The following is a 22,516-nucleotide window of genomic DNA, read 5'->3' as shown; positions in this document are numbered from 1 at the left end:
GATGCTACAAACTTTATCCATTAAACAATTTGCAATCATTGATGAATTAGAAGTGCATTTTGATGAAGGCTTAACAGTATTAAGTGGTGAAACAGGTGCAGGTAAGTCCATTATCATTGATGCGATTGGACAACTCATTGGCATGCGCGCTTCTTCAAATTATGTAAGACATGGTGAAAAGAAATCAATTATTGAAGGTATCTTCGACATCGATGAGAGTAAGGAAGCCATTTCCATATTACGTGATTTATCAATTGATATAGACGAGGATTTTTTATTAGTTAAAAGAGAAATCTTTAGTTCTGGAAAAAGTATGTGTAGAGTTAATAATCAAATTGTTACACTGCAAGATTTGCGAAAAATAATGCAAGAACTGCTAGACATACATGGTCAACATGAAACGCAATCATTATTAAAACAAAAATATCATTTACAATTATTAGATAATTATGCAGAGGATACATATAAATCTTTACTTAATGATTATGTATCTACTTTTGATCAATATAAAGCTAAAAAGAAAGAACTTGAAGATTTGGAAACTGCAGATCAAGCACTACTCCAGCGATTAGATTTGCTTAAATTTCAGCATGAAGAATTACAGGAAGCACAATTAACGGATGGGGAAGTATCACAACTCGAAACAGACATTAAACGTATTCAAAACTCTGAAAATTTAAGCTTAGCACTAAACAATGCACATCTAACACTAACTGATGAACATGCAATTACCGATCGTTTGTATGAATTAAGTAATCAACTACAGTCAATTAGTGATATCTTGCCTGATAAATATGACGGCCTTAAAGAAGAAGTAGATCAATTTTACTATACATTAGATGATGCAAAGCATCAGCTATATGATGAACTCACTAATACAGAATTTGATGAACAGTACCTTAATGAACTTGAAGCTAGAATGAACGTATTAAATAGTTTGAAACGTAAATATGGTAAAGATATTAGCGAACTTATTATTTATCAAGATAAATTGGACAATGAAATCAACAAAATTGAAAATTACGAAGAAAGCACATCACAATTACGTGAAGAAATAGAGTCACTTTATGATAAAGTTTTCAAGTTAGGTAAAAAATTATCTCAAAAACGTCGCGTTGTAGCTCAATCGCTACGAGATAATATAGTTGAGGAAATTCAAAATTTACAAATGAAAGATGCGAACCTAGAAATTTCCTTTAAACCGTTAGATACACCTAACCGTGAAGGTATTGAATTTGTAGAATTTTTAATTAGTCCTAATAAAGGCGAACCACTTAAAAGTTTAAATAAAATTGCTTCTGGAGGAGAATTATCTAGAATTATGTTGGCGCTCAAGACAATCTTTGTCAAAACAAGAGGTCAAACAGCAATTTTATTTGATGAAGTAGACTCTGGTGTTTCTGGTCAAGCAGCACAAAAGATGGCTCAGAAAATGAAAGATTTAGCACAACACATACAAGTAATATGTATTTCTCATTTACCACAAGTAGCTACAATGAGTGATCAACATTTATTTATTAGTAAAGCTTCTAAAGATGATAGAACAACTACTCATGTTAAAGAATTATCTGGTGAAGAACGTATTGATGAAGTCGCAAGAATGATTTCTGGAGCAAGTGTTACTGAGCTTACGCGTCAGAATGCTAAAGAAATGATAGAACAAAATCACCTTAATGATTAATAATACGAACGTATAAATACTACTTTACTTATAGGGAAAGGTGTTGGTTTTCATGCAATATCAACATTTAATTAATCCGTCTACAACTTTAAAGGGTAATATAGCCATTTTATATGCTAACGATGAAAAGATGCTGTCAGTCGTGCTAGAAGCACTTACTTTAACAGATATAGAAGTGTTTTTATATGATACACAAGATCCAACTGAAATTATAAGATCTTTTAACATAGATGCACAATTATTAAACAGAATTCACATTAATACGTTTGTTGATGAAAATGAATTATTTAAACAATGTGCACAAGATTTATCACGCGGTAAAGTGTCGATATTAATGAAAGGCAATTTAACGTCTTCATCATTACTGTCATTTGTTTTAAGTAATAAGAATTTTTTAGAACATCATGGTTTTCTGAGTCATGTCGCATGTTTCGATATACCAAATTATCATAAAGCATTAATGATGAGTGATGTTGCGTTAAACATTTCACCGTCGGTAGAAGAAAAAAGACAAATTATTAAAAATTTATCAGTATTTAGTAAAGCATTAGGTTATGGTCAGTTTAAAATAGGTTTATTATCATCTGTCGAAAAAGTTACAAGGAAAATCCAATCTTCTACAGATTCTGAAAAAATCAAAAATATTTTTAATAGAGACTCGGATGATTATTTGATTGTTGACGGCCCTCTAGCCTTTGATAACGCGATAAGCATGGAAAGTGTTATTAAAAAGAATATAAAGTCTACTGTAGCTGGTGACGTCGATGCATTACTTGTATCACATATTGATGTTGGCAACGCATTATATAAGTCATTCACATATTTTGCTGATGCACGTGTAGCAAGTCTAGTTTTAGGCGCAAAATTTCCCATTGTACTTACTTCTAGAGCTGATAATAAACAAAACAAACTCGATTCGTTATTGTTAGCACTAAAGGTTTTAAAATGACCTTGTTATCAAAGGCTCATTTTTCTTGTTGCAATAAAAAATAGGTTATTAATTTTATATTTTGTCTATTTGATGTAAAATATAAGTGGATATTATAAATAGTTTAATATAAGCCTTTTATATGCAATGACTTTTCAATATTGACTGTTTATTTCAACTTAAAAGCAGATAAACTAGCCGTTGCATAATGATAAAATCCATGTTCTTTGAGCAAATAAAGTTAGTAGTTTTCTATTTTATTTTCAATAAAGAAGGTGAGGCAATGTCTCAAATTTTAGTGCTTAATTTAGGTAGCACATCTTCTAAGGTTGCTATTTATACAGATGCGTATTGCAAGTATAATGACACAATACGGCATGACCTCGAAATTACTTCCTTAAATCTGATAGAGCAAATCAAACATCGACGATTTGAAATTGAACGTTTTGTAAAAAAAGTAGCTGACGTGAAATTTAGTGACTTTGATGGCATTGCGTGTAGAGGCGGATTATTAAAACCTATAAGTGGTGGTGTCTATGCAATTAACGAAATGATGTATAATGATCTTCGGACATTTAAATACGGCGACCATGCATCTAATTTAAGTGGTATTATCGGTTACGAATTAAGTCGAGATCTTCTAATACCTGTTTTTACAATTGACTCTGTAGTTGTAGATGAATTGATGGATATTGCTAGAGTTACAGGTATCAAAGGCATAAAACGAAGGTGTATTTTTCATGCATTAAACCAAAAAGCTGTTGCAAGCTTATATGCAAATTCATCCGGTAGAACATATAAACAAGTTAATGTTATTGTCGCTCATATGGGCGGTGGTATAACAATTGGAGCACATAGACAGGGGCTTGTTGTTGATGTAAACGAAGGCTTGCTAGGTGAAGGTCCTTTTAGTCCTGAACGGGCAGGTTCTATTCCAAATGATTTGTTATATGAATATGGCTATACAAACAATTTTACACCGCAAGAAATGAATCGCTTTTTAAGCAAAGAATGTGGTTTTGTTAATATGTTTAAAACCAATGATACAAAAGTGTTATCACTTCAATATGAATCAGATAGTGATGTAAAATTAGCGTTTGATGCTTTAGCATATCAAGTTGCGAAAGCGATTGGCGAAAGAGCAATCGTTTTTAAAGGGAATGTTGATCAAGTTATCCTTACTGGCGGATTGGGTTACAATAAAATATTAACATCATTAATCCAATCTTATGTTGATTGGATAGCACCCGTTACAATTTATCCAGGTGAAAAAGAAATGGACGCTTTAGCGACACGCACATCGCTTGTTTTAAAAGGTAAAGAAATTGCCAAAGTTTATAGTTAGGAGTGCAAACATGTCAGAAGAAAAATATGATTTAGTAATATTAGGTGGAGGAACAGCCGGTTATGTATCGGCGATCCGAGCATCTCAACTAGGAAAAAAAGTTGCACTTGTAGAAAAGTCTTTAATCGGAGGCACTTGTTTACATAAAGGATGTATCCCGACAAAAGCACTTTTGAAATCTGCTGAAGTTATGCATACGGTTAAAAATTCTAGTGAATTTGGTGTTGATATAAACGATTTTAAGTTGAACTTTTCACGTGTTCAAGAACGTAAACATGAAATCGTCCATCAAATGTTTAACGGTGTGAAACATTTGATGGACCATAATAAAATCGATGTATTTAATGGTACTGGTCGCTTATTAGGACCTTCAATATTTTCACCACAAAGTGGCACTGTTTCTGTAGAATTTGAAGATGGTCAGTCAGAGTTAATTCCGAATAATAATGTGTTGATTTGTACAGGTTCTCAACCTATGGAGCTTCCATTTTTACCATTTGATCATAATATTGTGCTATCTAGTGATGACATTTTAAAACTTGAGCATTTACCAAATTCTATCGCAATTGTTGGAGGCGGTGTAATTGGTTTAGAATTTGCATCATTACTAATAGATTTTGGTGTCGAAGTAACAGTGATTGAAGCTGGAGAACGTATTATACCAACTGAAAGTAAATCAGTAGCAAAAGTATTGAAACAAGAATTAACTGAGCGAGGCGTAATATTCTATGAAAATACGCAACTAGCTGAAGAAAATATTGAAATTGATGAAAATAATATAACAATAACGCTGAATGAAACGTCAGTTACATTCGATAAAGCACTTGTATCGATAGGTCGTAGACCAAACACTGATGATATCGGCTTAAATAATACTAAAATCAAGTTGACTGATAAAAAACATATCATCGTCAATGAATATCAACAAACTGAGGATAAACATATTTACGCTGCTGGTGATTGTATTGGTAAATTGCAACTTGCGCATGTAGGTTCAAAAGAGGGAATCATTGCTATTGAACATATGTTTGATGCATCGCCCTTACCGATAGACTACTTAAAAATGCCAAGATGTGTTTACAGTCAACCTGAAGTCGCAAGCATTGGCAAAAATTTAGAAGAAGCTAAAGCAGAAAATATTAAAGCACGTGCAGTTAAAGTTCCGTTTAAAGCAATTGGTAAAGCTGTAATTGAGGACACACAAAATCAAAGTGGTTTTTGTGAAGTCGTGATCGATCAAGAAAATGATACTGTATTAGGGCTGAATATGATTGGACCTCATGTCACAGAACTGATTAATGAAGTATCATTATTCCAATTTATGAATGGTTCAACATTAGAACTTGGTTTAACAACCCATGCACATCCTTCTCTTTCTGAAGTATTAATGGAATTAGGATTAAAAGTTGAGAATAGATCGATTCACGTTTAATAAGGAGGCAATAAAATGTTTGATTATAAATCAGTAGGCTTAGAAAAAGAAGACCTACAAGCAATGTACAAATGGATGGACTTAGGTCGTAAAATAGACGAACGTATGTGGCTACTAAACCGTGCAGGCAAAATCCCCTTTGTCATTAGCTGCCAAGGACAAGAAGCAACACAAATAGGTATGGCTTATGCTATGCAAAAAGGTGATATTTCTTCACCTTATTATAGAGATTTAGCACTCGTAACTTATTTAGGTATGACACCTCTAAATTCTATGTTAGCCGCTTTTGGTAAACGTGATGATATCAACTCAGGTGGAAAACAAATGCCTTCTCATTTTGGTCAAAGCGACATAGGCATGCTTTCTCAAGGTTCTCCAGTAGGAACTCAAATTTTACACGCTGTTGGTGCTGCTTTAGCATTGAAAATGGATAACCAACCGAACATAGCAATGACAACTGTCGGTGAAGGTAGTTCAAACCAAGGTGATTTTCACGAAGGTTTAAACTTTGCAGGAGTACATAAATTACCGTTCATTTGTGTAATTGAAAACAATAAATATGCGATTTCAGTTCCTGATTCACTACAATATGGAGCTGAAAAACTTTCTGACCGTGCTATTGGCTATGGAATACATGGCGAGCATGTGGATGGAAATGATCCAATAGCTATGTATAAAGTGATGAAAGAAGCTAGAGAACGTGCTTTAAATGGTGGAGGATCAACACTTATAGAAGCTATGTGTACAAGAATGACTGCCCATTCATCTGATGATGATGATAAATACCGTTCAAAAGAAGAGCGCGATGAGCTTAAATCTTTAGACTGTAACCTTAAATTCAAAGCATTTTTACTTGAAGAAGGATTTATTGATAAAGACTGGTTAGATGAACTAGAAAAAGAACATAAAGAAATTGTCAATCAAGCAACTAAAGAAGCTGAGCAAGCGCCTTATCCATCAGCAGATGAAACTTATACACACGTTTACGAAGAAGGAGGCGCAAACAATGGCTAAATTATCCTATTTAGAAGCTATCCAGCAAGGGCTAGATCAATCAATGGAAAAAGATGACGCCGTTTTCGTATTAGGAGAGGATGTCGGCAAAAAAGGTGGCGTATTTGGGGTCACTTTGGGATTACAAGAAAAATATGGTGAAGCTCGTGTATTAGACACACCATTAGCAGAATCTAATATTGTTGGGACAAGTATAGGTGCAGCAATGTTAGGTAAACGTCCTGTTGCTGAAATTCAGTTCGCTGATTATATTTTACCAGCTACAAACCAAATCATTAGTGAAGCTGCTAAGATGAGATACCGTTCCAATAATGATTGGCAATGTCCAATTACAATTCGTGCGCCGTTTGGTGGCGGAATTCATGGCGCACTTTATCATTCACAAAGTGTCGAAGCGATATTTGCATCTACACCTGGCTTGACTATTGTAATACCTTCTACACCTTATGATGCAAAAGGCTTACTATTGTCATCAATTGAAACAAACGATCCAGTACTATTCTTTGAACATAAAAAAGCATATCGATTATTAAAAGAAGAAGTACCAGAAGCCTATTATACTGTGCCTATCGGTAAAGCCGATGTGAAACGTGAAGGCGATGATATTACTGTTTTCACTTATGGTTTATGTGTGAACTACTGTATCCAAGCAGCAGATATGTTATCTGAAGATGGTATTAATGTAGAAGTTGTTGATTTGCGTACAGTTTACCCTTTAGATAAAGAAACAATTATTGAACGTGCAAAATTGACTGGTAAAGTATTATTAGTTACAGAAGATAACTTAGAAGGTAGTATTATTTCTGAAGTATCTGCGATTATATCTGAAAACTGTTTATTTGATTTAGATGCACCGATAATGAGACTTGCGGGACCAGACGTTCCATCAATGCCATTTGCACCAACTCTTGAAGACGAGTTTATGATCAATCCAGATAAAATAAAAATTAAAATGCGAGAACTCGCAGAATTTTAAGGAGGCACAATCATGGAAATCAAAATGCCTAAACTCGGTGAAAGTGTGCATGAAGGAACAATAGAACAATGGCTTGTATCTGTAGGTGATACTGTTGAAGAATACGATCCATTATGCGAAGTTATCACTGATAAAGTAACAGCAGAAGTGCCATCTTCATTTTCAGGAACAATAAAAGAAATTATAGTAGAAGAAGGCACAACTGTAGCGGTAAATGAAGTCATATGTCTTGTTGACATTGGTGATGAATCACAAGAAACAAACAATGCAAATACACAACAAACATCAGAATCTAATGAGGCTCAAGATCCTGATTCAATTGACATAAATGCTAACGTGAATAATACTTCATATGAAGATAAACCAAAAAATAATGGACGCTTTTCACCGGTAGTCTTTAAACTTGCTTCTGAAAATCAAATCGAGTTATCTGAAGTTATTGGTACTGGTTTTGAAGGACGCGTTACAAAAAAAGACATTGAAAAGGTAATTAAAGCTGGTACGAACAAAACGCCTTCTACGATTGTTGCACCTAAAGATTCACCAAAAGTTACAAAGCAGGCATATTACAATGAACCATCTCCTGGATCATCGATTCCAGTTAATGGTGTTCGTAAGCAAATTGCCCAAAACATGGTGAACAGTGTTAATGAAATACCACATGCATGGATGATGGTGGAATCAGATGCTTCCAATTTAGTGAAAACGCGTAATTATCACAAGCAAAGTTTCAAAGAAAGTGAAGGTTATAATTTAACTTTCTTCGCATTTTTCGTAAAAGCTGTTGCTGAAGGCTTAAAAGCATATCCACTATTAAATAGTAGCTGGTTAGATTCAGAAATCATTATGCACAAAGATATAAATATTTCTATTGCTGTTGCAGATGAAGATAAATTATATGTGCCTGTAATAAAAAATGCAGATGAAAAATCCATTAAAGGTATTGCTCGTGAAATTAACGAGCTTGCACACAAAGCGCGTAACAAAAAATTACGCTCTGATGATATGCAAGGCGGTACTTTTACTGTGAATAACACAGGAACATTTGGTTCTGTTTCATCTATGGGTATCATCAACCATCCTCAAGCAGCAATATTACAGATTGAATCTATTATTAAAAAACCTGTTGTTATTGATGACATGATTGCAATTCGCAATATGGTTAATTTATGTCTATCGATAGATCATCGTATATTAGATGGTCTTCAAGCAGGTAGATTCATGAATTTTGTAAAAACACGTATTGAACAATATTCAATTGAACATACAAGCATATATTAATATATTTGACTAGGTATTCTGATTATTTTTAAGTTTAATAACAAATGTCAACAAAGTCTCTGACTTTGTTGACATTTTTTTGCAGACTTTCCGTGTGCACTGTCTCAGCCTGTAATCTTCGTCTAGTGATTTCCCTTCAGGAATCGGCCCAAATCACTACTTTTTTTAATCAAAAAATAAGATAATCTATTTAAATTAAACAGGGGTGGTGTTTTAATGTTAAATAAGCCTATGGATAAAAGAGAACAACTTGTAAAAGGGGCAGAAATAGTCTGAATGACCGCTTTTGTTTTAAAATCAAGATATATTTATTTTGATGATTTAACATGTGTTTTATCAACCGTTCGAGACATAAATTCTATGAATTCAAGCAATGCTTTTATATATAATAATCACACATGTTGAAGTATTACGAATATATTAGTAGAATAAAAGTAATAATTCAGAAATGAAAGGTGACGTTATTATGGATTTAAATTTTGATTTATATATGACTGATGTTGTTAATCAAGCAAGAAATGAGATAGAACAAGCTGGATACGAGCAATTAACATCTCCAGAAGAAGTAGACAAAGTATTACAACAAGATGGAACGACACTTGTGATGGTTAACTCGGTATGTGGTTGTGCCGGTGGTATTGCTAGACCAGCAGCAACACATGCTTTACATTATGATAAAACACCTGACCGTCTTGTAACTGTATTCGCTGGTCAAGATAAAGAAGCAACACAACAAGCTAGAGATTATTTTGAAGGTTATGCACCATCAAGTCCATCGTTTGCATTAATCAAAGATGGCAAAATTGCCCAAATGGTAGAACGTCACCAAATTGAAGGTCATGACGTTATGGATGTCATCACACAATTACAAAACACATTCGACACTTATTGTGACGAAAAATAGAGGGACTAACACATGACACGTTTAAATCCATACCGCATCGGATTTAGAACGATAAAGACTGCAATTGGCATGGCGTTAGGTATTATTATCGCAAAATTAATCGGCTTAGATAATTTTGCATCTAGTGCCATTTTAGTAGTTCTTTGTATTAAACATACAAAGGTGCATTCACTACAAGCAATTGTATCTCGTTTTGTATCTTGTCTTATGATACTAGCACTTGGTTCTATTGTTTTTAATTTATTAGGACAAAATGCAATTGTATTAGGTATCATTGTACTGCTTTTTATTCCTTTAACTGTTGTATTTAAAGTTCAAGAAGGTGTTGTTACAAGTTGTGTTATCTTACTTCATGTTTTCAATGCTAAAACGATTGATATGGATTTATTTTTCAATGAAGTTATCTTATTAATTGTTGGTCTGGGCATCGCATTCTTAATGAACGTTATTATGCCAAGTTTAGATAGTAATTTAAAACAATATAAACAACAAATTGAAAATCAATTCACTGATATTTTTCAAATGTTCAGTAAGGCTTGTAAAAACCCAAATCCAAGCTTAGATATCTCCTTTGAGAAGTTAAAAACTACGATTCGCAAAGCAAAATCAATCGCATTTAGAGATGTTAAGAATCATTATGTTAGGAATGAAAATTCTTATTATCATTATTTTGATATGCGGGAAGAACAATTAGAACTATTACGAAGAATGGCTCTAATCCTTCAAAATATTGAAATAAACGATTGCTTATTATCCAAAATATCTAATTTATTTGCTGAAGTAGGAACAAATGTAAATAGTAATGATTATACTGCGTTAAGATTACATTCGTTATATGAAATTCGAATAGAGTTAAATGAATTAGACTTACCTACATCACATGAAGCTTTTCGAACACGTGCAAACTTATTACAACTTTTAAATGAACTTGAATCATATTTATTACTAAAATCACAATTTGGATCATTGAGATTACATAATGACCCTAAAATTGCAACATCCTAAATATGAAAGCCATACAAAATCCTTATAATTTCAAGGATTTTGTATGGCTTTATTCATTTTTTAACTGAACTCATCAACTATACAAATATTAGTGATTCATCACTTCAAATAATAAAATAACGTTTAATTAACATTTATACTTTCAAAAACCATTGTGATTAATTCACTAATGGAACGACACTTGTCAATACCAATGCAAGTATAATAGCTACTAACATGACTACAATAATGACTTTTAGAACTTTGTTGTTACTCAAAGATGATTCCTCCAAATCTCGAATATGGAATTAAAGCATAGATAAAATACACTGTATCTATCAATATAAATCAATTACAACATATTCAGTTTCAAACTACTTTATAATATTATAATATCATACGAACCCTCTAGAATTGAAACATATTAGTTTTGCTTACGTACGCATTTCGTTACACTAAAATGTATGGCATATAAATAATGGAATGGGGATTTTCGAATGATAAACAAACAACGACTCTTAAATACTTTTTTGGAATTAGTGCAAATTAATTCTGAGAGTGGATATGAAATGGAAATTCAACAGTTACTCAAAGCTAAATTTGAAAAATTGGGATTAAAGGTAGTTGAAGATAATGCAGGAGAAAATGAAAATTTGGGAGCAAATAATTTAATTTGCACATTAAAGGCTACGACAAATGATGAAAATATAGATAATATCTATTTCACAAGTCATATGGATACAGTTGTGCCTGGTGTTAATGTAAAACCGATAGTAAAAGATGATGGTTATATCTATTCAGATGGAACTACAATTTTAGGTGCTGATGATAAAGCTGGATTAGCGACTATTTTAGAATTAATTTACATATTAAATGAACAAGATACACCACATGGTAAGATTCAATTTGTGCTTACTGTTTCAGAAGAATCTGGTTTGGAAGGCGCAAAAGCATTGGATACATCTTTACTCGATGCTAAATATGGCTATGCTATCGATGCAAGTGTAGACGTGGGAACAACTGTTATTAATGCTCCCACGCAAAAGAAAATCAATACTACAATTCATGGTAAAAAGGCTCATGCGAGTGTACCTAATAAAGGTGTAAGTGCGATTAATATTGCTGCTAAAGCTATCAGTGCGATGAAATTAGGTCAGATAGACAAATATACAACAGCAAATATAGGCCGTTTTGAAGGCGGTTCAGCAACAAACATTGTTGCTGACAAAGTAACACTTATGGCTGAAGCACGATCACACTCAGACGAAAGTATAAACGCTCAGGTAGCTCATATGAAATCTGTTTTTGAAAAAACAGCTGAAAAATATGGTTGCTCTGCTACAGTTGAAATTATTAATAGTTACCCTGGCTTTAAAATTGCACAAGATGCCACAGTTACTAATGTAGCTAAAGCCAGTGCAGTTGCTTTAGGATTAACGCCGAATACAGTTATGGCTGGTGGGGGTTCTGATGGTAATATAATCAATCAATTAGGTATACCTACTGTCATATTAGGTGTAGGTTACGAGCACATCCATACAACTGAAGAACGTATGTCAATTGATGCTTTAAATCTATTAGCAGAACAGCTTATAAAAATAGTTGAAATAATTGCTCAAAAATCTGAAAACTGATTAAGTGAATATAAGTGATGCTTTATGATACAATATATGAGAAAACTTTAATAAGAGAGGTTAGTTAAATGACACAACAAATTGGTGTAGTAGGTTTAGCCGTAATGGGTAAAAACCTTGCTTGGAATATTGAATCACGAGGATATAGCGTTTCAGTTTTTAACCGTTCATCTTCTAAAACAGATGAAATGGTAACAGAATCTGAAGGTAAAAATATACATCCGACGTACTCTATAGAGGAATTTGTGAATTCTCTAGAAAAACCCCGTAAGATTTTATTAATGGTGAAGGCAGGACCAGCAACAGATGCAACAATCGATAGCTTATTACCATTACTAGATAATGATGATATTTTAATCGATGGTGGTAACACTAATTATCAAGATACAATCAGACGTAATAAAGCACTAGCTGAAAGTGGTGTTAACTTCATCGGAATGGGCGTTTCTGGTGGTGAAGTTGGCGCGCTTACTGGTCCTTCATTAATGCCTGGTGGACAACAAGAAGCATTTGATAAAGTAAGTGACATTGTAGAAGCAATCTCTGCTAAAGCTGAAGATGGCGCTGCATGTGTAGCTTATATTGGACCTAACGGTGCCGGTCACTACGTTAAAATGGTACACAATGGTATTGAATATGCAGATATGCAGTTAATTGCTGAAAGTTACGCAATGATGAAAGACTTACTTGGTATGTCTCATGAAGAAATTTCACAAACATTCAAAGACTGGAATGCTGGCGAACTTTCAAGTTACTTGATTGAAATCACTGGTGACATTTTCACTAAATTAGATGATGATGGTAATGGTCCATTAGTTGAAAAAATCATGGATACTGCTGGCCAAAAAGGTACAGGTAAATGGACTTCTATTAACGCTTTAGAATTAGGTATTCCATTAACAATTATTACTGAATCAGTATTTGCACGCTTTATATCTTCAATTAAAGAAGAACGTGTGAATGCTTCTAAACAATTAAATGGACCAAGTACTAAATTTGAAGGTAACAAAGAAGAATTCCTTGAAAAAATCCGTAAAGCACTATATATGAGTAAGATTTGTTCATACGCACAAGGCTTTGCTCAAATGAGAAAAGCTAGTGACGACAATGAATGGAATTTAAAACTTGGAGAGCTTGCTATGATTTGGCGTGAAGGTTGTATTATTCGTGCGCAATTCTTACAAAAAATTAAAGAAGCTTATGATAACGATACAGAATTACAAAATCTATTATTAGATCCATACTTCAAAGATATCGTAACAAACTATCAAGATGCATTACGTGATGTTGTAGCTACTGGTGTACAAAATGGTGTTCCAACACCAGGTTTCTCTGCAAGTATTAACTATTATGATAGCTATCGTTCAGAAAACTTACCAGCTAACTTAATTCAAGCTCAACGTGATTATTTTGGTGCACATACTTACGAACGTAAAGACCGTGAAGGCGTATTCCATACACAATGGATTGAAGACTAATAAATATTTTTATATAACATTTCAAAAGACGTGAAACTACTTCGCGTTTGAAACTACTAGCAAAGTCTTAGAACTTTACTAGTAGTTTTTTTATGCAAATTTTCAAGTCATAGCCATAATATGCTATAGATTACCAAATGAATGAGTTTCATTAAAAGAATATAAATAAACCATAGTCGCAACAAAAAACAGCAACTTTGTGCAATCGTTTGCACAAATACTTTGACATTCCCTTTATATTTACTTATCATTACAAATATAGTATTGAAAGCGCTTTAACTTTATACATTAGTAAAGGATGACTCAATTTGGTAACTATAAAAGATGTTGCACAAGCAGCAAATGTAGCACCATCGACAGTTTCACGCGTCATTAGTGGTAACAATCGTATAAGCGATACTACTAGAGTAAAAGTATTATCGGTGATGAAAGAATTAGGCTACCAACCAAATCATGCAGCACGAACATTAGTCACAAAACAATCTAAAACAATAGGTATCATTCAAAAAAGTGGGCGCAATGAAACAAGACAAAATCCATTTATCATAGATGTCCTCTCAGGTGTTTATAAAACTTGCAAAGCACATGGTTATGCAACAATATCAACCACAAGTGAGCAATATCAAAATATTGAATTAGAAGTGAAGCAGATGATTTCTTATCATGCCGTAGATGGGTTTATTTTATTATACTCAAGAGAAAACGATATGATAGAAAATTTACTATCACAATATAATATGCCATATGTTGTTGTAGGAAAGACTCTATCGAATCAACAAGTTATTCATATAGATAATGATAATGTTGAAGCATCGGAACAATTAACACGCTATCTCGTAAGTCTTGGGCATACTGATTTTTTATTTTTAGCTGAACGTGGAAATTATGAAGTTATTAAAGATCGAATTAAAGGATTTTCTAGTGTCCTTAAGCAATATGCACAAATCGGTCGTATCGAATATTTTGATATGAACTACCAAAGCATAAAATCATATTTTTATCATTTAATCCTACATAACGCATTACCTTCAGTCATTATTACATCAGATACAATGCTCAATCATATTGTGCTTAGTGTATTGTATGAATTACAACTTCATGTACCAACAGATCTACAAACAGCAACATTCAATGATTCTTACTTAACTGAATTTGCAGCACCACCACAAACTGTAGTCGATATTCATCCTGACTTATTAGGTGAAGCAGCAGGTGACTCAATCATTCAATTAATAAGTGATGAACATATTATCGATTTTAATAAAGTTATCCCAACAGATATTATTAAACGAGCCTCAACACAACAAATAAAAAAGGAGCAATCACATGAATAAGCAGTGGTGGAAAGAAGCAGTAGCGTATCAAGTTTATCCTCGAAGCTTTAACGATTCAAATAACGATGGTATTGGAGATTTACAAGGGGTTATTGAAAAGCTAGATTATATACAAGGTTTAGGCATCGACATCATCTGGTTAAGCCCAATGTATAAATCACCAAATGATGATAACGGTTATGATATTAGTGATTATCAAGATATAATGGACGAATTCGGAACAATGGCAGATTTCGATCAATTATTAGACGGTGTACACCAACGTGGAATGAAACTCATCTTAGATTTAGTAGTCAATCATACTTCGGATGAGCATCCATGGTTTATTGAATCTAAATCTAGTAAAGATAACCCAAAAAGAGACTGGTATATCTGGGGGGATCCAAAAATGGATGGATCTGAACCTAATAATTGGGAAAGTATTTTCAATGGTTCTACATGGGAATATGATAAAACAACTGATCAATATTATTTTCATTTATTTAGTAAAAAGCAACCTGATTTAAATTGGGAAAACAAAGACGTTAAAGCAGCTATCTTTAGGATGATGAACTGGTGGTTTGAAAAAGGTATTGACGGGTTTAGAGTGGATGCAATTACGCATATCAAGAAAACATTTGAAGCAGGCGATTTACCAGTTCCTGAAGGAAAAACGTACGCGCCTGCGTTTGACGTAGATATGAACCAACCTGGCATACATGATTGGTTACAAGAAATGAAGGACCAATCCCTAAGTAAATACGATATTATGACCGTGGGTGAAGCAAATGGTGTGAATCCTAATAATGCGGATGAGTGGGTTGGCGAAGACAAAGGTAAGTTTAATATGATTTTCCAATTTGAACACTTAGGTTTATGGAATACTGGCGATGTAAAATTTGATGTTAAAGCATATAAAAATGTATTAAATAGATGGCAAAAGAAACTTGAAAATGTAGGGTGGAATGCATTGTTCATAGAAAATCATGATCAACCTAGACGTGTGTCTACATGGGGTGATGATGAAAAGTTTTGGTATGAGTCAGCTACAAGTCATGCAGTTGTATATTTCTTACAACAGGGCACACCATTTATATATCAAGGTCAAGAAATCGGTATGACCAATTATCCATTTGAAAGTGTGGAAACATTTAATGATGTTGCTGTAGTTAATGAGTATAATATCGTTAAGGCACAGGGTGGCGATTTAACTGAACTGTTAAACAAACACAAAATGGAAAATAGAGATAATTCGCGTACACCAATGCAATGGACTAATACTACAAACGGTGGTTTTTCTGAACATGATCCTTGGTTCCCAGTTAATCCTAATTACACTGAGATCAATGTATCGTCACAGCAGCAAGATTCAAATTCAATATTGAGTTTTTACAAATCTCTTATACAACTAAAAAAATCACATGATGTTTTTACGTATGGTACTTTTAATCTGATAGACGCTGAAAACGAACGCACATTTGCTTATATTAGAGAATTAGAAGGTAAACGTGTACTTGTAGCAGGAAACTTAACTGATAAGACTGCAACTTTGAAATTCAATGAAAATATAAATGAAAATAGTATTCACCTCCATAATTACAAAGATAATAAATTAAATTTAAATGCATTACGTCCATTTGAAGCTTTTGTAATAGCTTTATAAAAAGTTAGTTTATTTAAATTAAAAAAAACACCTCTAATGATATTTGAATTATTTTGAATTCAAATTATGTCGGAGGTGTTTTTATAATTCGTTGTCATGATATTGTTCTTGATCTACAGGCATCCATAGCTGAACTTTAGTGACAGCATCATCAAAAGATAATTCTAAAGGATAAACTTCCACATACAGGCTGTTATGTTCATATGGTAAGGTCATTTGAAGGCTTGTTTCGATATAATACCAAGCTTCGTTTATGACATAGTCTAAATCACCTTGTAAGTTAAATTTAGCATATTGTCTTTCTGGTAGGAAACGACTTTCTAAGTGTGCAGGATATCTTTCACTTGGCACACCCACAAATATTTCCATACCTTGATCTAACGGACAATTGACTACAAATAACTCATGTGGACTTACATCATTATAACGTTGGAGCTCTTTTATTTTTCCATCGACTAATAAATCTTCTAAAAAGTCAGGTACTTTATATGGATTTTCTAATTCATCTGCATCTAAAAATTGATTATAACCCACTAATGACAGTCCTTGCGTATCTTCTAATCTGTAATTATAAGGTGCAGTTTCTGTTGTTGTCAGTTTAATATAAAGTCTTGGCTGCATTTTGAGTTCATCCCGTTTGGTATTCACTTGGATGGGTGAGACCCCATGAAAATCACTAAAGTCATTTGCGAACGCATTTGTATCACTATAATTATATTTTTTAGCAACATCCATTAAACGACTTGAACCATTAATAATCTCTTTTGCTGCTAACGTCATTCTACGTGATCTCGAATATTCGCTCGGAGATTGACCAACGATCATTTTAAATGATTGATCAAGATGATAAGGTGAAAGACCAACGTAATCACTGAGTTCTTGCAAATGAAAAGGCTCTAGCAAATGATCTTCTATATAAACAATTGCCTGTTGTATTTGCTTGATAACGTCCAAAACTTTCACTCCTAATTTTCAAATGACTCATTCGCCATCATTGCTTTTAAATTTATTATTGGAAACCTTTAGCATCGTTTACCTAATTAATTATATTCTACATCATTTTACTTATACTTACATCTCAAAAATATTAAATAGAGTAATATGTAAATAAGCAAACTAGTAGGCTTCTGTAATTTGTTCAATAGCTTAAATCATAACACAAAAAAAGGTTAAGAAAAAAGCAACAACACCAGTGATTTTTTACACTAGTGTTGTTGCCTCATGTTATAGAAAGATAAACAGATTAATGAATATCGTCCCACCAATGGAAACCATCTCTACTTAAGAGTAATTCGCTTTCTAATGGACCATTTGATCCCGCTTCATAGTTAGGGAATTCCGGTTCATTTTGGTCCCATTCTTCTTGTATTGCATCTACAAATTTCCAAGTGGATTTTAACTCTTCCCAATGGGTAAAGTTAGTAGCATCACCATTTAGACAATCAAATAGTAAATTTTCGTAAGCATCGACAGTATTCATTTTATCTTGTGCGCTCATTGCATAAGATAATTGAACAGGTTCTGTTTCAATACCTTGAACATTTTTCTTCGCGTTTAAATGTAATGATACACCTTCATTAGGTTGGATGTTGATGACAAGTAAATTTGAATCTAATTTTTTATCTGTTTCATAATATAAATTCATAGGCACTTCTTTAAACTCAACAACAACTTGAATCGATTTACTCTTCATACGTTTACCTGTTCTAATATAAAATGGCACGCCCGCCCATCTAAAGTTATCGACAGTTAATTTACCTGAAACGAAAGTAGGGGTTGTTGAATCTTCAGCAACTCGGTCTTCATCTCTGTATCGTCTTACTTTTTGTCCATCAATTGTACCTTCGTCATATTGTCCACGAACAAAGTTTTGACGGACTTCTTCTGATTCTAATTTACGTAATGATTTGAGCGCTTTAACTTTTTCAGCTCGTATATCTTCACTGTGCAAACTAATTGGTGCTTCCATTGCTAATAACGCAACCATTTGTAACATATGGTTTTGGACCATATCTTTTAAAGCACCACTTGATTCATAGTAACCACCTCTATCTTCAACACCTAATACTTCTGAAGATGTTACTTGAATGTTAGAAATGTATTTGTTGTTCCATAATGGTTCGAACATTGCATTAGCGAAACGAAGTACTTCTATATTTTGTACCATGTCTTTACCTAAGTAATGATCAATACGATAAATCTCTTCTTCTTTAAATGAACGACGTAATTGTTCATTAAGTTGTTCTGCTGACTCTAAATCAGTACCGAATGGTTTTTCTATAACTAAACGTTTGAAACCAGTAGTCTCGGTTAATCCAGATGATTTCAAATAATCAGAAATCACACCAAAGAAATTAGGAGCCATAGCTAGGTAGAATAATCTATTACCTTGAAGTTGGAATTCAGTATCTAATTTATTACTCACTTCTAGTAGTGATTGATAACTTGCTTCATCACTCACATCATGTTTGTGATAGAATACATGTTCCATAAATTTATCAAGATGTTTTGTATCTTTAACATGTTCTTGAATTGATGATTTCACTTGACTACGGAAATCATCATTTGTTAAGTCTCTTCTACCTATCCCGATGATTGCAACTTGTTCATTTAAGTTTTCTTGTTGATACAAATGGAATAATGATGGAAATAATTTTCTGTGACTAAGATCACCAGTTGCTCCAAAAATTGTTATTAAGCATGGAATATCTTTGTTTCTAGTATTCAAGATCAAAACCTCAATTCTTTTTATAAATCTCTATTTATTATAGACCAATATTCAGTATTGTTCATACAAATTTGCTCGGAAGTATTTAATTTTAATATATTTTTTATTCTTTTATGTGATAAAATGTGAACAAGAAGAGGAGGCATATGCATGGAAATCACATTTTTTGGCACGAGTGCAGGTCTACCAACCAAAGAAAGAAACACCCAAGCAATTGCATTAAATTTAGAACCTTACTCAAATAATATTTGGTTATTTGATGTGGGCGAAGGGACGCAACATCAAATATTGCATCATTCAATCAAATTGGGTAAAGTTGATCATATTTTCATTACGCATATGCATGGGGACCATATATTTGGTTTGCCCGGACTATTAACGAGTCGTTCATTTCAAGGTGGAGAAGGTAAGCCACTCACAGTAGTTGGACCAAAGGGTATTCAACAATTTATAGAGACAGCATTACAATTATCCGAATCCAGATTAAATTATCCAATCACATACATAGAAATTGAAGATCAATTAAACTATCATCACGATGGGTTTAATGTGAGTGCACATCTATTAAATCATGGCATTACATCTTATGGCTATCGAATTGAAGCGCCTTATACACCGGGTAAAATTGATGTTCAAGCTTTAAAGGAAATTGGTTTGGAACCTGGGCCTAAGTATCAAGATATTAAAATTAATGAAACTTTTGAACATAATGGGTTAATTTATGATTCTAATCAATTTAAAGGCGATGCTGTTAAAGGTCCTGTTATCGCTATATTTGGCGACACGATGCCTTGTAAAAATGAATTGTTAATAGCTCAAGATGCAACAGTAATGGTACATGAAAGTACTTATATAGAAGGCGATAAAATGTTAGCAAACAATTATCACCACAGTCATATTGACGATGTGTTTGAGTTAATTGATGAAGCTCAAGTTGAATATAGTTTAATTACACACATAAGTAATCGCTATACAAAAGAAGAAGTGGAAACGATTAGTCAATCATTAAAGTCTCGAGACACAACCCCACCATTCATGTTTGTTAATGATTTTGATTCATGGTCATTTTAGTTACAGCTAATCCAAAATAGTAATGTAGATATATAACGAAAGCGTAAGTTCTTAATTTAGGAACTTGCGCTTTCAATCTGTCAACAATATCTTTAATTTAGGTAGATTATATGTTCCTTCATATTTTGTTCACGCTTTCTGCGGCAAAATTCGCAACATAAAAGGTTAAAATATTGTGAAATTAAAATAACATCAATTCATTAGCAAAATGCAATGAATTGATGTTATTTTTTATAGTTATAAGTGAGTTAAAATAGCATTGATATCTAACTTTAATTTAACTAATCGTCGTCTCGACTTGATAATTCAATACTTCTATTAACAGCAGCACGTAAACAATCTTCGAATATGCCCTCGATATCATGCTCTGATAAAGCATTTAATCCCGCTTGGGTAGTGCCACCTTTAGAAGTTATATTTTTTCTCAATTGCTCCATACTCAATTCAGATCGTTCAATCATTTTACTTGTGCCTATAATTAAATTACGGATAGATTCTTCGACTTGCGATTTCTCTAAACCTAGTTGCGTGCCTGCTGTCACATATTGTTCGAATACATGATATAAAAAAGCTGGACCGCTTCCTGTAATTGCAGTAACTTGATGCAAGTTATCTTCAGAAACTTCTATTGCTGAACCAAATGCATTGATTAAATCATCAACTTCTTCTTTAGATTTTGGTCCAAAATTATTAGAAAAACTGATGCCCGTTACAGAATGACCTACATGGGCATTTGTATTTGGCATAATACGAGCAATTGGATTATCAGCACCAATTTTTTCGCGAATATAGCTTATTGGTAAACCAGCCATAATAGAAATGAATTTATTATTTTCTGTTACGTTAGGTCTAATACGCTCAGATAATACATCAAAATCATAAGGTTTTGTACCTAAAAATACATAATCAGCATCTTTTAATAATGCTTCATCATCATAACTATAATTCACACCTAATTTTTCTGCATAATCTTTAAGTGCAACTTCGTTAGAACGATTTGTTAAATAAATATTGTTAGAATCAATCACTTTTGAATTAACGATACCTGTAAAAATGGCATGAGCCATGTTACCAGCACCATAAAATACTAGTTTCATGTGAATATTTCACTTCCTCTTAGTTTTTATGTTTCTATACTAACATAGATTTATAATATAACTAATATTTATATTATATACATGACATATCATAACCATTTCAATTATACTAACTGTACATTGACAAAGGGTAGTGATAATTATGATTGGCAAACATTATATTTTAACTGGAGGAACGAGTGGTTTAGGTAAAGCAATATTAAAGATACTATTAAAGAAACGGGTGTTTGTGACAGTAATCGTACGTAACCCACAAAAATTAGATGATATTATAGCGCAGTATGGTACAGAACATTTGTCTATCATACAATGCGATTTACAATCACAAGCTCAAATTCTAAAGCTTAAACATCATTTTCAAGACCAATCAATCGATGGTTTAATTTATTCATCTGGGTTAGGTTATTTTAAATCAATAGAGCAACATAGTATTGATGAAATGTTAGAAACATATACTTTAAATATAATGAACTTCAATATACTTTTGACTACAATACAACCATTTCTAAGTACTCATCCATCTATCGTGGGTATTGGCAGCCAGTCTGCTTTTTTAACACAAGCTTATGCTGCACATTACGGGGCAAGCAAATCTGCTTTTAACCAAGTCTTGAATGCACTTCGCATTGAAAGACCTAACTATCATGTCCTAACTGTAAATACTGGCCCCATTGCTACACCATTTCATGAAAAAGCAGATCCATCGTTAGCATTTGCACAAAAATATAAAAGTATTATGTTAGATTCAGATAAATTAGCACAGCAAGTCGTAAAAGGGATGCTTACGAACAAAACAGAAATCAATGAACCTAAATGGATGCATTTTATGTTAAAGATTTATCAACTTGCACCACGTTTTATTGAAAAACATTTCACGATATTTTTTAAAAACAAAGCTTAATTACTACTATTATCTTTATCTTTTATTAAAATTAAATTGCAATATAAAAAAGAGTTAGTTGAACTTAAATGGTAATAGATGATGCA

Annotated in this window: 19 protein-coding genes; 15 read left to right on the top strand and 4 right to left on the bottom strand. The window is 33.0% G+C overall.

Annotated features, from left to right (window positions below):
- Window position 1: 1 nt before the first annotated feature.
- The 9 genes from recN (at window position 2) to M4L39_RS03600 (ending at window position 10,566) form a co-directional block, all read left to right on the top strand.
- Entirely contained in the window at window positions 2–1,681 is a 1,680-nt protein-coding gene (gene recN / locus M4L39_RS03640) for a DNA repair protein RecN (RefSeq protein ID WP_277580799.1), read from the top strand.
- Between the two features lie 52 nt (window positions 1,682–1,733).
- Window positions 1,734–2,630 (top strand): phosphate acyltransferase, encoded by an 897-nt coding sequence (locus M4L39_RS03635; protein WP_277580798.1) that lies wholly within the window; start codon window positions 1,734–1,736, stop codon window positions 2,628–2,630.
- Window positions 2,631–2,892: 262 nt separating this feature from the next.
- Window positions 2,893–3,954: a butyrate kinase gene (buk, locus tag M4L39_RS03630; RefSeq protein ID WP_277580797.1), complete on the top strand. Its 1,062-nt coding sequence runs from the start codon at window positions 2,893–2,895 to the stop codon at window positions 3,952–3,954.
- 10 nt (window positions 3,955–3,964) lie between these two features.
- Window positions 3,965–5,386, top strand: coding sequence for a dihydrolipoyl dehydrogenase (gene lpdA, locus M4L39_RS03625; protein WP_277580796.1), 1,422 nt, complete (start codon window positions 3,965–3,967; stop codon window positions 5,384–5,386).
- Between the two features lie 15 nt (window positions 5,387–5,401).
- Window positions 5,402–6,400, top strand: a complete 999-nt coding sequence (locus tag M4L39_RS03620; RefSeq protein ID WP_277580795.1) for a thiamine pyrophosphate-dependent dehydrogenase E1 component subunit alpha — start codon at window positions 5,402–5,404, stop codon at window positions 6,398–6,400.
- A complete protein-coding gene (locus tag M4L39_RS03615; protein ID WP_277580794.1) occupies window positions 6,393–7,376 on the top strand; it encodes an alpha-ketoacid dehydrogenase subunit beta in 984 nt (327 codons plus the stop codon). Before M4L39_RS03620 ends, M4L39_RS03615 begins: the two co-directional genes overlap by 8 nt.
- 12 nt (window positions 7,377–7,388) lie before the next feature.
- A complete protein-coding gene (locus M4L39_RS03610) occupies window positions 7,389–8,657 on the top strand; it encodes a dihydrolipoamide acetyltransferase family protein (RefSeq protein WP_277580793.1) in 1,269 nt (422 codons plus the stop codon).
- 466 nt (window positions 8,658–9,123) lie between these two features.
- A complete protein-coding gene (brxB, locus tag M4L39_RS03605) occupies window positions 9,124–9,561 on the top strand; it encodes a bacilliredoxin BrxB (RefSeq protein ID WP_277580792.1) in 438 nt (145 codons plus the stop codon).
- A gap of 12 nt (window positions 9,562–9,573) precedes the next feature.
- Window positions 9,574–10,566: an aromatic acid exporter family protein gene (locus tag M4L39_RS03600; protein WP_277580791.1), complete on the top strand. Its 993-nt coding sequence runs from the start codon at window positions 9,574–9,576 to the stop codon at window positions 10,564–10,566.
- A gap of 158 nt (window positions 10,567–10,724) precedes the next feature.
- Here M4L39_RS03600 and prli42 read toward each other — a convergent pair whose 3' ends face one another.
- Window positions 10,725–10,823 (bottom strand): stressosome-associated protein Prli42, encoded by a 99-nt coding sequence (gene prli42 / locus M4L39_RS03595; RefSeq protein WP_277580790.1) that lies wholly within the window; start codon window positions 10,821–10,823, stop codon window positions 10,725–10,727.
- Window positions 10,824–11,042: 219 nt separating this feature from the next.
- On the opposite strand from prli42, the gene M4L39_RS03590 reads away from it, so the two are divergent.
- From M4L39_RS03590 to M4L39_RS03575, 4 genes are all read left to right on the top strand, one after another.
- Window positions 11,043–12,179, top strand: coding sequence for a M20/M25/M40 family metallo-hydrolase (locus tag M4L39_RS03590; RefSeq protein WP_277580789.1), 1,137 nt, complete (start codon window positions 11,043–11,045; stop codon window positions 12,177–12,179).
- A 68-nt stretch (window positions 12,180–12,247) separates the two neighbouring features.
- Window positions 12,248–13,657 (top strand): NADP-dependent phosphogluconate dehydrogenase, encoded by a 1,410-nt coding sequence (gene gndA / locus M4L39_RS03585; RefSeq protein WP_277580788.1) that lies wholly within the window; start codon window positions 12,248–12,250, stop codon window positions 13,655–13,657.
- Between the two features lie 308 nt (window positions 13,658–13,965).
- Window positions 13,966–14,991 (top strand): LacI family DNA-binding transcriptional regulator, encoded by a 1,026-nt coding sequence (locus M4L39_RS03580; protein ID WP_277580787.1) that lies wholly within the window; start codon window positions 13,966–13,968, stop codon window positions 14,989–14,991.
- Window positions 14,984–16,633: a glycoside hydrolase family 13 protein gene (locus tag M4L39_RS03575; protein ID WP_277580786.1), complete on the top strand. Its 1,650-nt coding sequence runs from the start codon at window positions 14,984–14,986 to the stop codon at window positions 16,631–16,633. The genes M4L39_RS03580 and M4L39_RS03575 overlap by 8 nt, the downstream gene beginning before the upstream one ends.
- An 81-nt stretch (window positions 16,634–16,714) precedes the next feature.
- Here M4L39_RS03575 and M4L39_RS03570 read toward each other — a convergent pair whose 3' ends face one another.
- Both M4L39_RS03570 and zwf read right to left on the bottom strand, forming a co-directional pair.
- Window positions 16,715–17,587 (bottom strand): AraC family transcriptional regulator, encoded by an 873-nt coding sequence (locus M4L39_RS03570; protein ID WP_277580785.1) that lies wholly within the window; start codon window positions 17,585–17,587, stop codon window positions 16,715–16,717.
- A gap of 289 nt (window positions 17,588–17,876) precedes the next feature.
- Complete coding sequence (gene zwf / locus M4L39_RS03565) at window positions 17,877–19,361, bottom strand: glucose-6-phosphate dehydrogenase (RefSeq protein ID WP_277580784.1); 1,485 nt, start codon at window positions 19,359–19,361, stop codon at window positions 17,877–17,879.
- 150 nt (window positions 19,362–19,511) lie between these two features.
- Here zwf and rnz point away from each other — a divergent pair, with 150 nt between their 5' ends.
- Complete coding sequence (gene rnz, locus M4L39_RS03560; protein ID WP_277580783.1) at window positions 19,512–20,432, top strand: ribonuclease Z; 921 nt, start codon at window positions 19,512–19,514, stop codon at window positions 20,430–20,432.
- A gap of 281 nt (window positions 20,433–20,713) precedes the next feature.
- Here rnz and proC read toward each other — a convergent pair whose 3' ends face one another.
- Window positions 20,714–21,529 (bottom strand): pyrroline-5-carboxylate reductase, encoded by an 816-nt coding sequence (gene proC, locus M4L39_RS03555; RefSeq protein ID WP_046465391.1) that lies wholly within the window; start codon window positions 21,527–21,529, stop codon window positions 20,714–20,716.
- Between the two features lie 142 nt (window positions 21,530–21,671).
- Here proC and M4L39_RS03550 point away from each other — a divergent pair, with 142 nt between their 5' ends.
- Complete coding sequence (locus M4L39_RS03550) at window positions 21,672–22,430, top strand: SDR family NAD(P)-dependent oxidoreductase (protein WP_277580782.1); 759 nt, start codon at window positions 21,672–21,674, stop codon at window positions 22,428–22,430.
- Window positions 22,431–22,516 lie beyond the last annotated feature (86 nt).

This window comes from Staphylococcus equorum (assembly GCF_029531845.1).
Lineage (GTDB): Bacteria > Bacillota > Bacilli > Staphylococcales > Staphylococcaceae > Staphylococcus > Staphylococcus equorum_C.
This window is presented reverse-complemented; position numbering and strand designations above follow the sequence as displayed.

Excerpts from the sequence above, each read along its gene's own strand:
- recN (WP_277580799.1), top strand. The coding sequence starts at position 2 with ATGCTACAAACTTTATCCATTAAACAATTTGCAATCATTGATGAATTA.
- M4L39_RS03635 (WP_277580798.1), top strand. The coding sequence starts at position 1,734 with ATGCAATATCAACATTTAATTAATCCGTCTACAACTTTAAAGGGTAAT.
- buk (WP_277580797.1), top strand. The coding sequence starts at position 2,893 with ATGTCTCAAATTTTAGTGCTTAATTTAGGTAGCACATCTTCTAAGGTT.
- lpdA (WP_277580796.1), top strand. The coding sequence starts at position 3,965 with ATGTCAGAAGAAAAATATGATTTAGTAATATTAGGTGGAGGAACAGCC.
- M4L39_RS03620 (WP_277580795.1), top strand. The coding sequence starts at position 5,402 with ATGTTTGATTATAAATCAGTAGGCTTAGAAAAAGAAGACCTACAAGCA.
- M4L39_RS03615 (WP_277580794.1), top strand. The coding sequence starts at position 6,393 with ATGGCTAAATTATCCTATTTAGAAGCTATCCAGCAAGGGCTAGATCAA.
- M4L39_RS03610 (WP_277580793.1), top strand. The coding sequence starts at position 7,389 with ATGGAAATCAAAATGCCTAAACTCGGTGAAAGTGTGCATGAAGGAACA.
- brxB (WP_277580792.1), top strand. The coding sequence starts at position 9,124 with ATGGATTTAAATTTTGATTTATATATGACTGATGTTGTTAATCAAGCA.
- M4L39_RS03600 (WP_277580791.1), top strand. The coding sequence starts at position 9,574 with ATGACACGTTTAAATCCATACCGCATCGGATTTAGAACGATAAAGACT.
- M4L39_RS03590 (WP_277580789.1), top strand. The coding sequence starts at position 11,043 with ATGATAAACAAACAACGACTCTTAAATACTTTTTTGGAATTAGTGCAA.
- gndA (WP_277580788.1), top strand. The coding sequence starts at position 12,248 with ATGACACAACAAATTGGTGTAGTAGGTTTAGCCGTAATGGGTAAAAAC.
- M4L39_RS03575 (WP_277580786.1), top strand. The coding sequence starts at position 14,984 with ATGAATAAGCAGTGGTGGAAAGAAGCAGTAGCGTATCAAGTTTATCCT.
- rnz (WP_277580783.1), top strand. The coding sequence starts at position 19,512 with ATGGAAATCACATTTTTTGGCACGAGTGCAGGTCTACCAACCAAAGAA.
- proC (WP_046465391.1), bottom strand. The coding sequence starts at position 21,529 with ATGAAACTAGTATTTTATGGTGCTGGTAACATGGCTCATGCCATTTTT.
- M4L39_RS03550 (WP_277580782.1), top strand. The coding sequence starts at position 21,672 with ATGATTGGCAAACATTATATTTTAACTGGAGGAACGAGTGGTTTAGGT.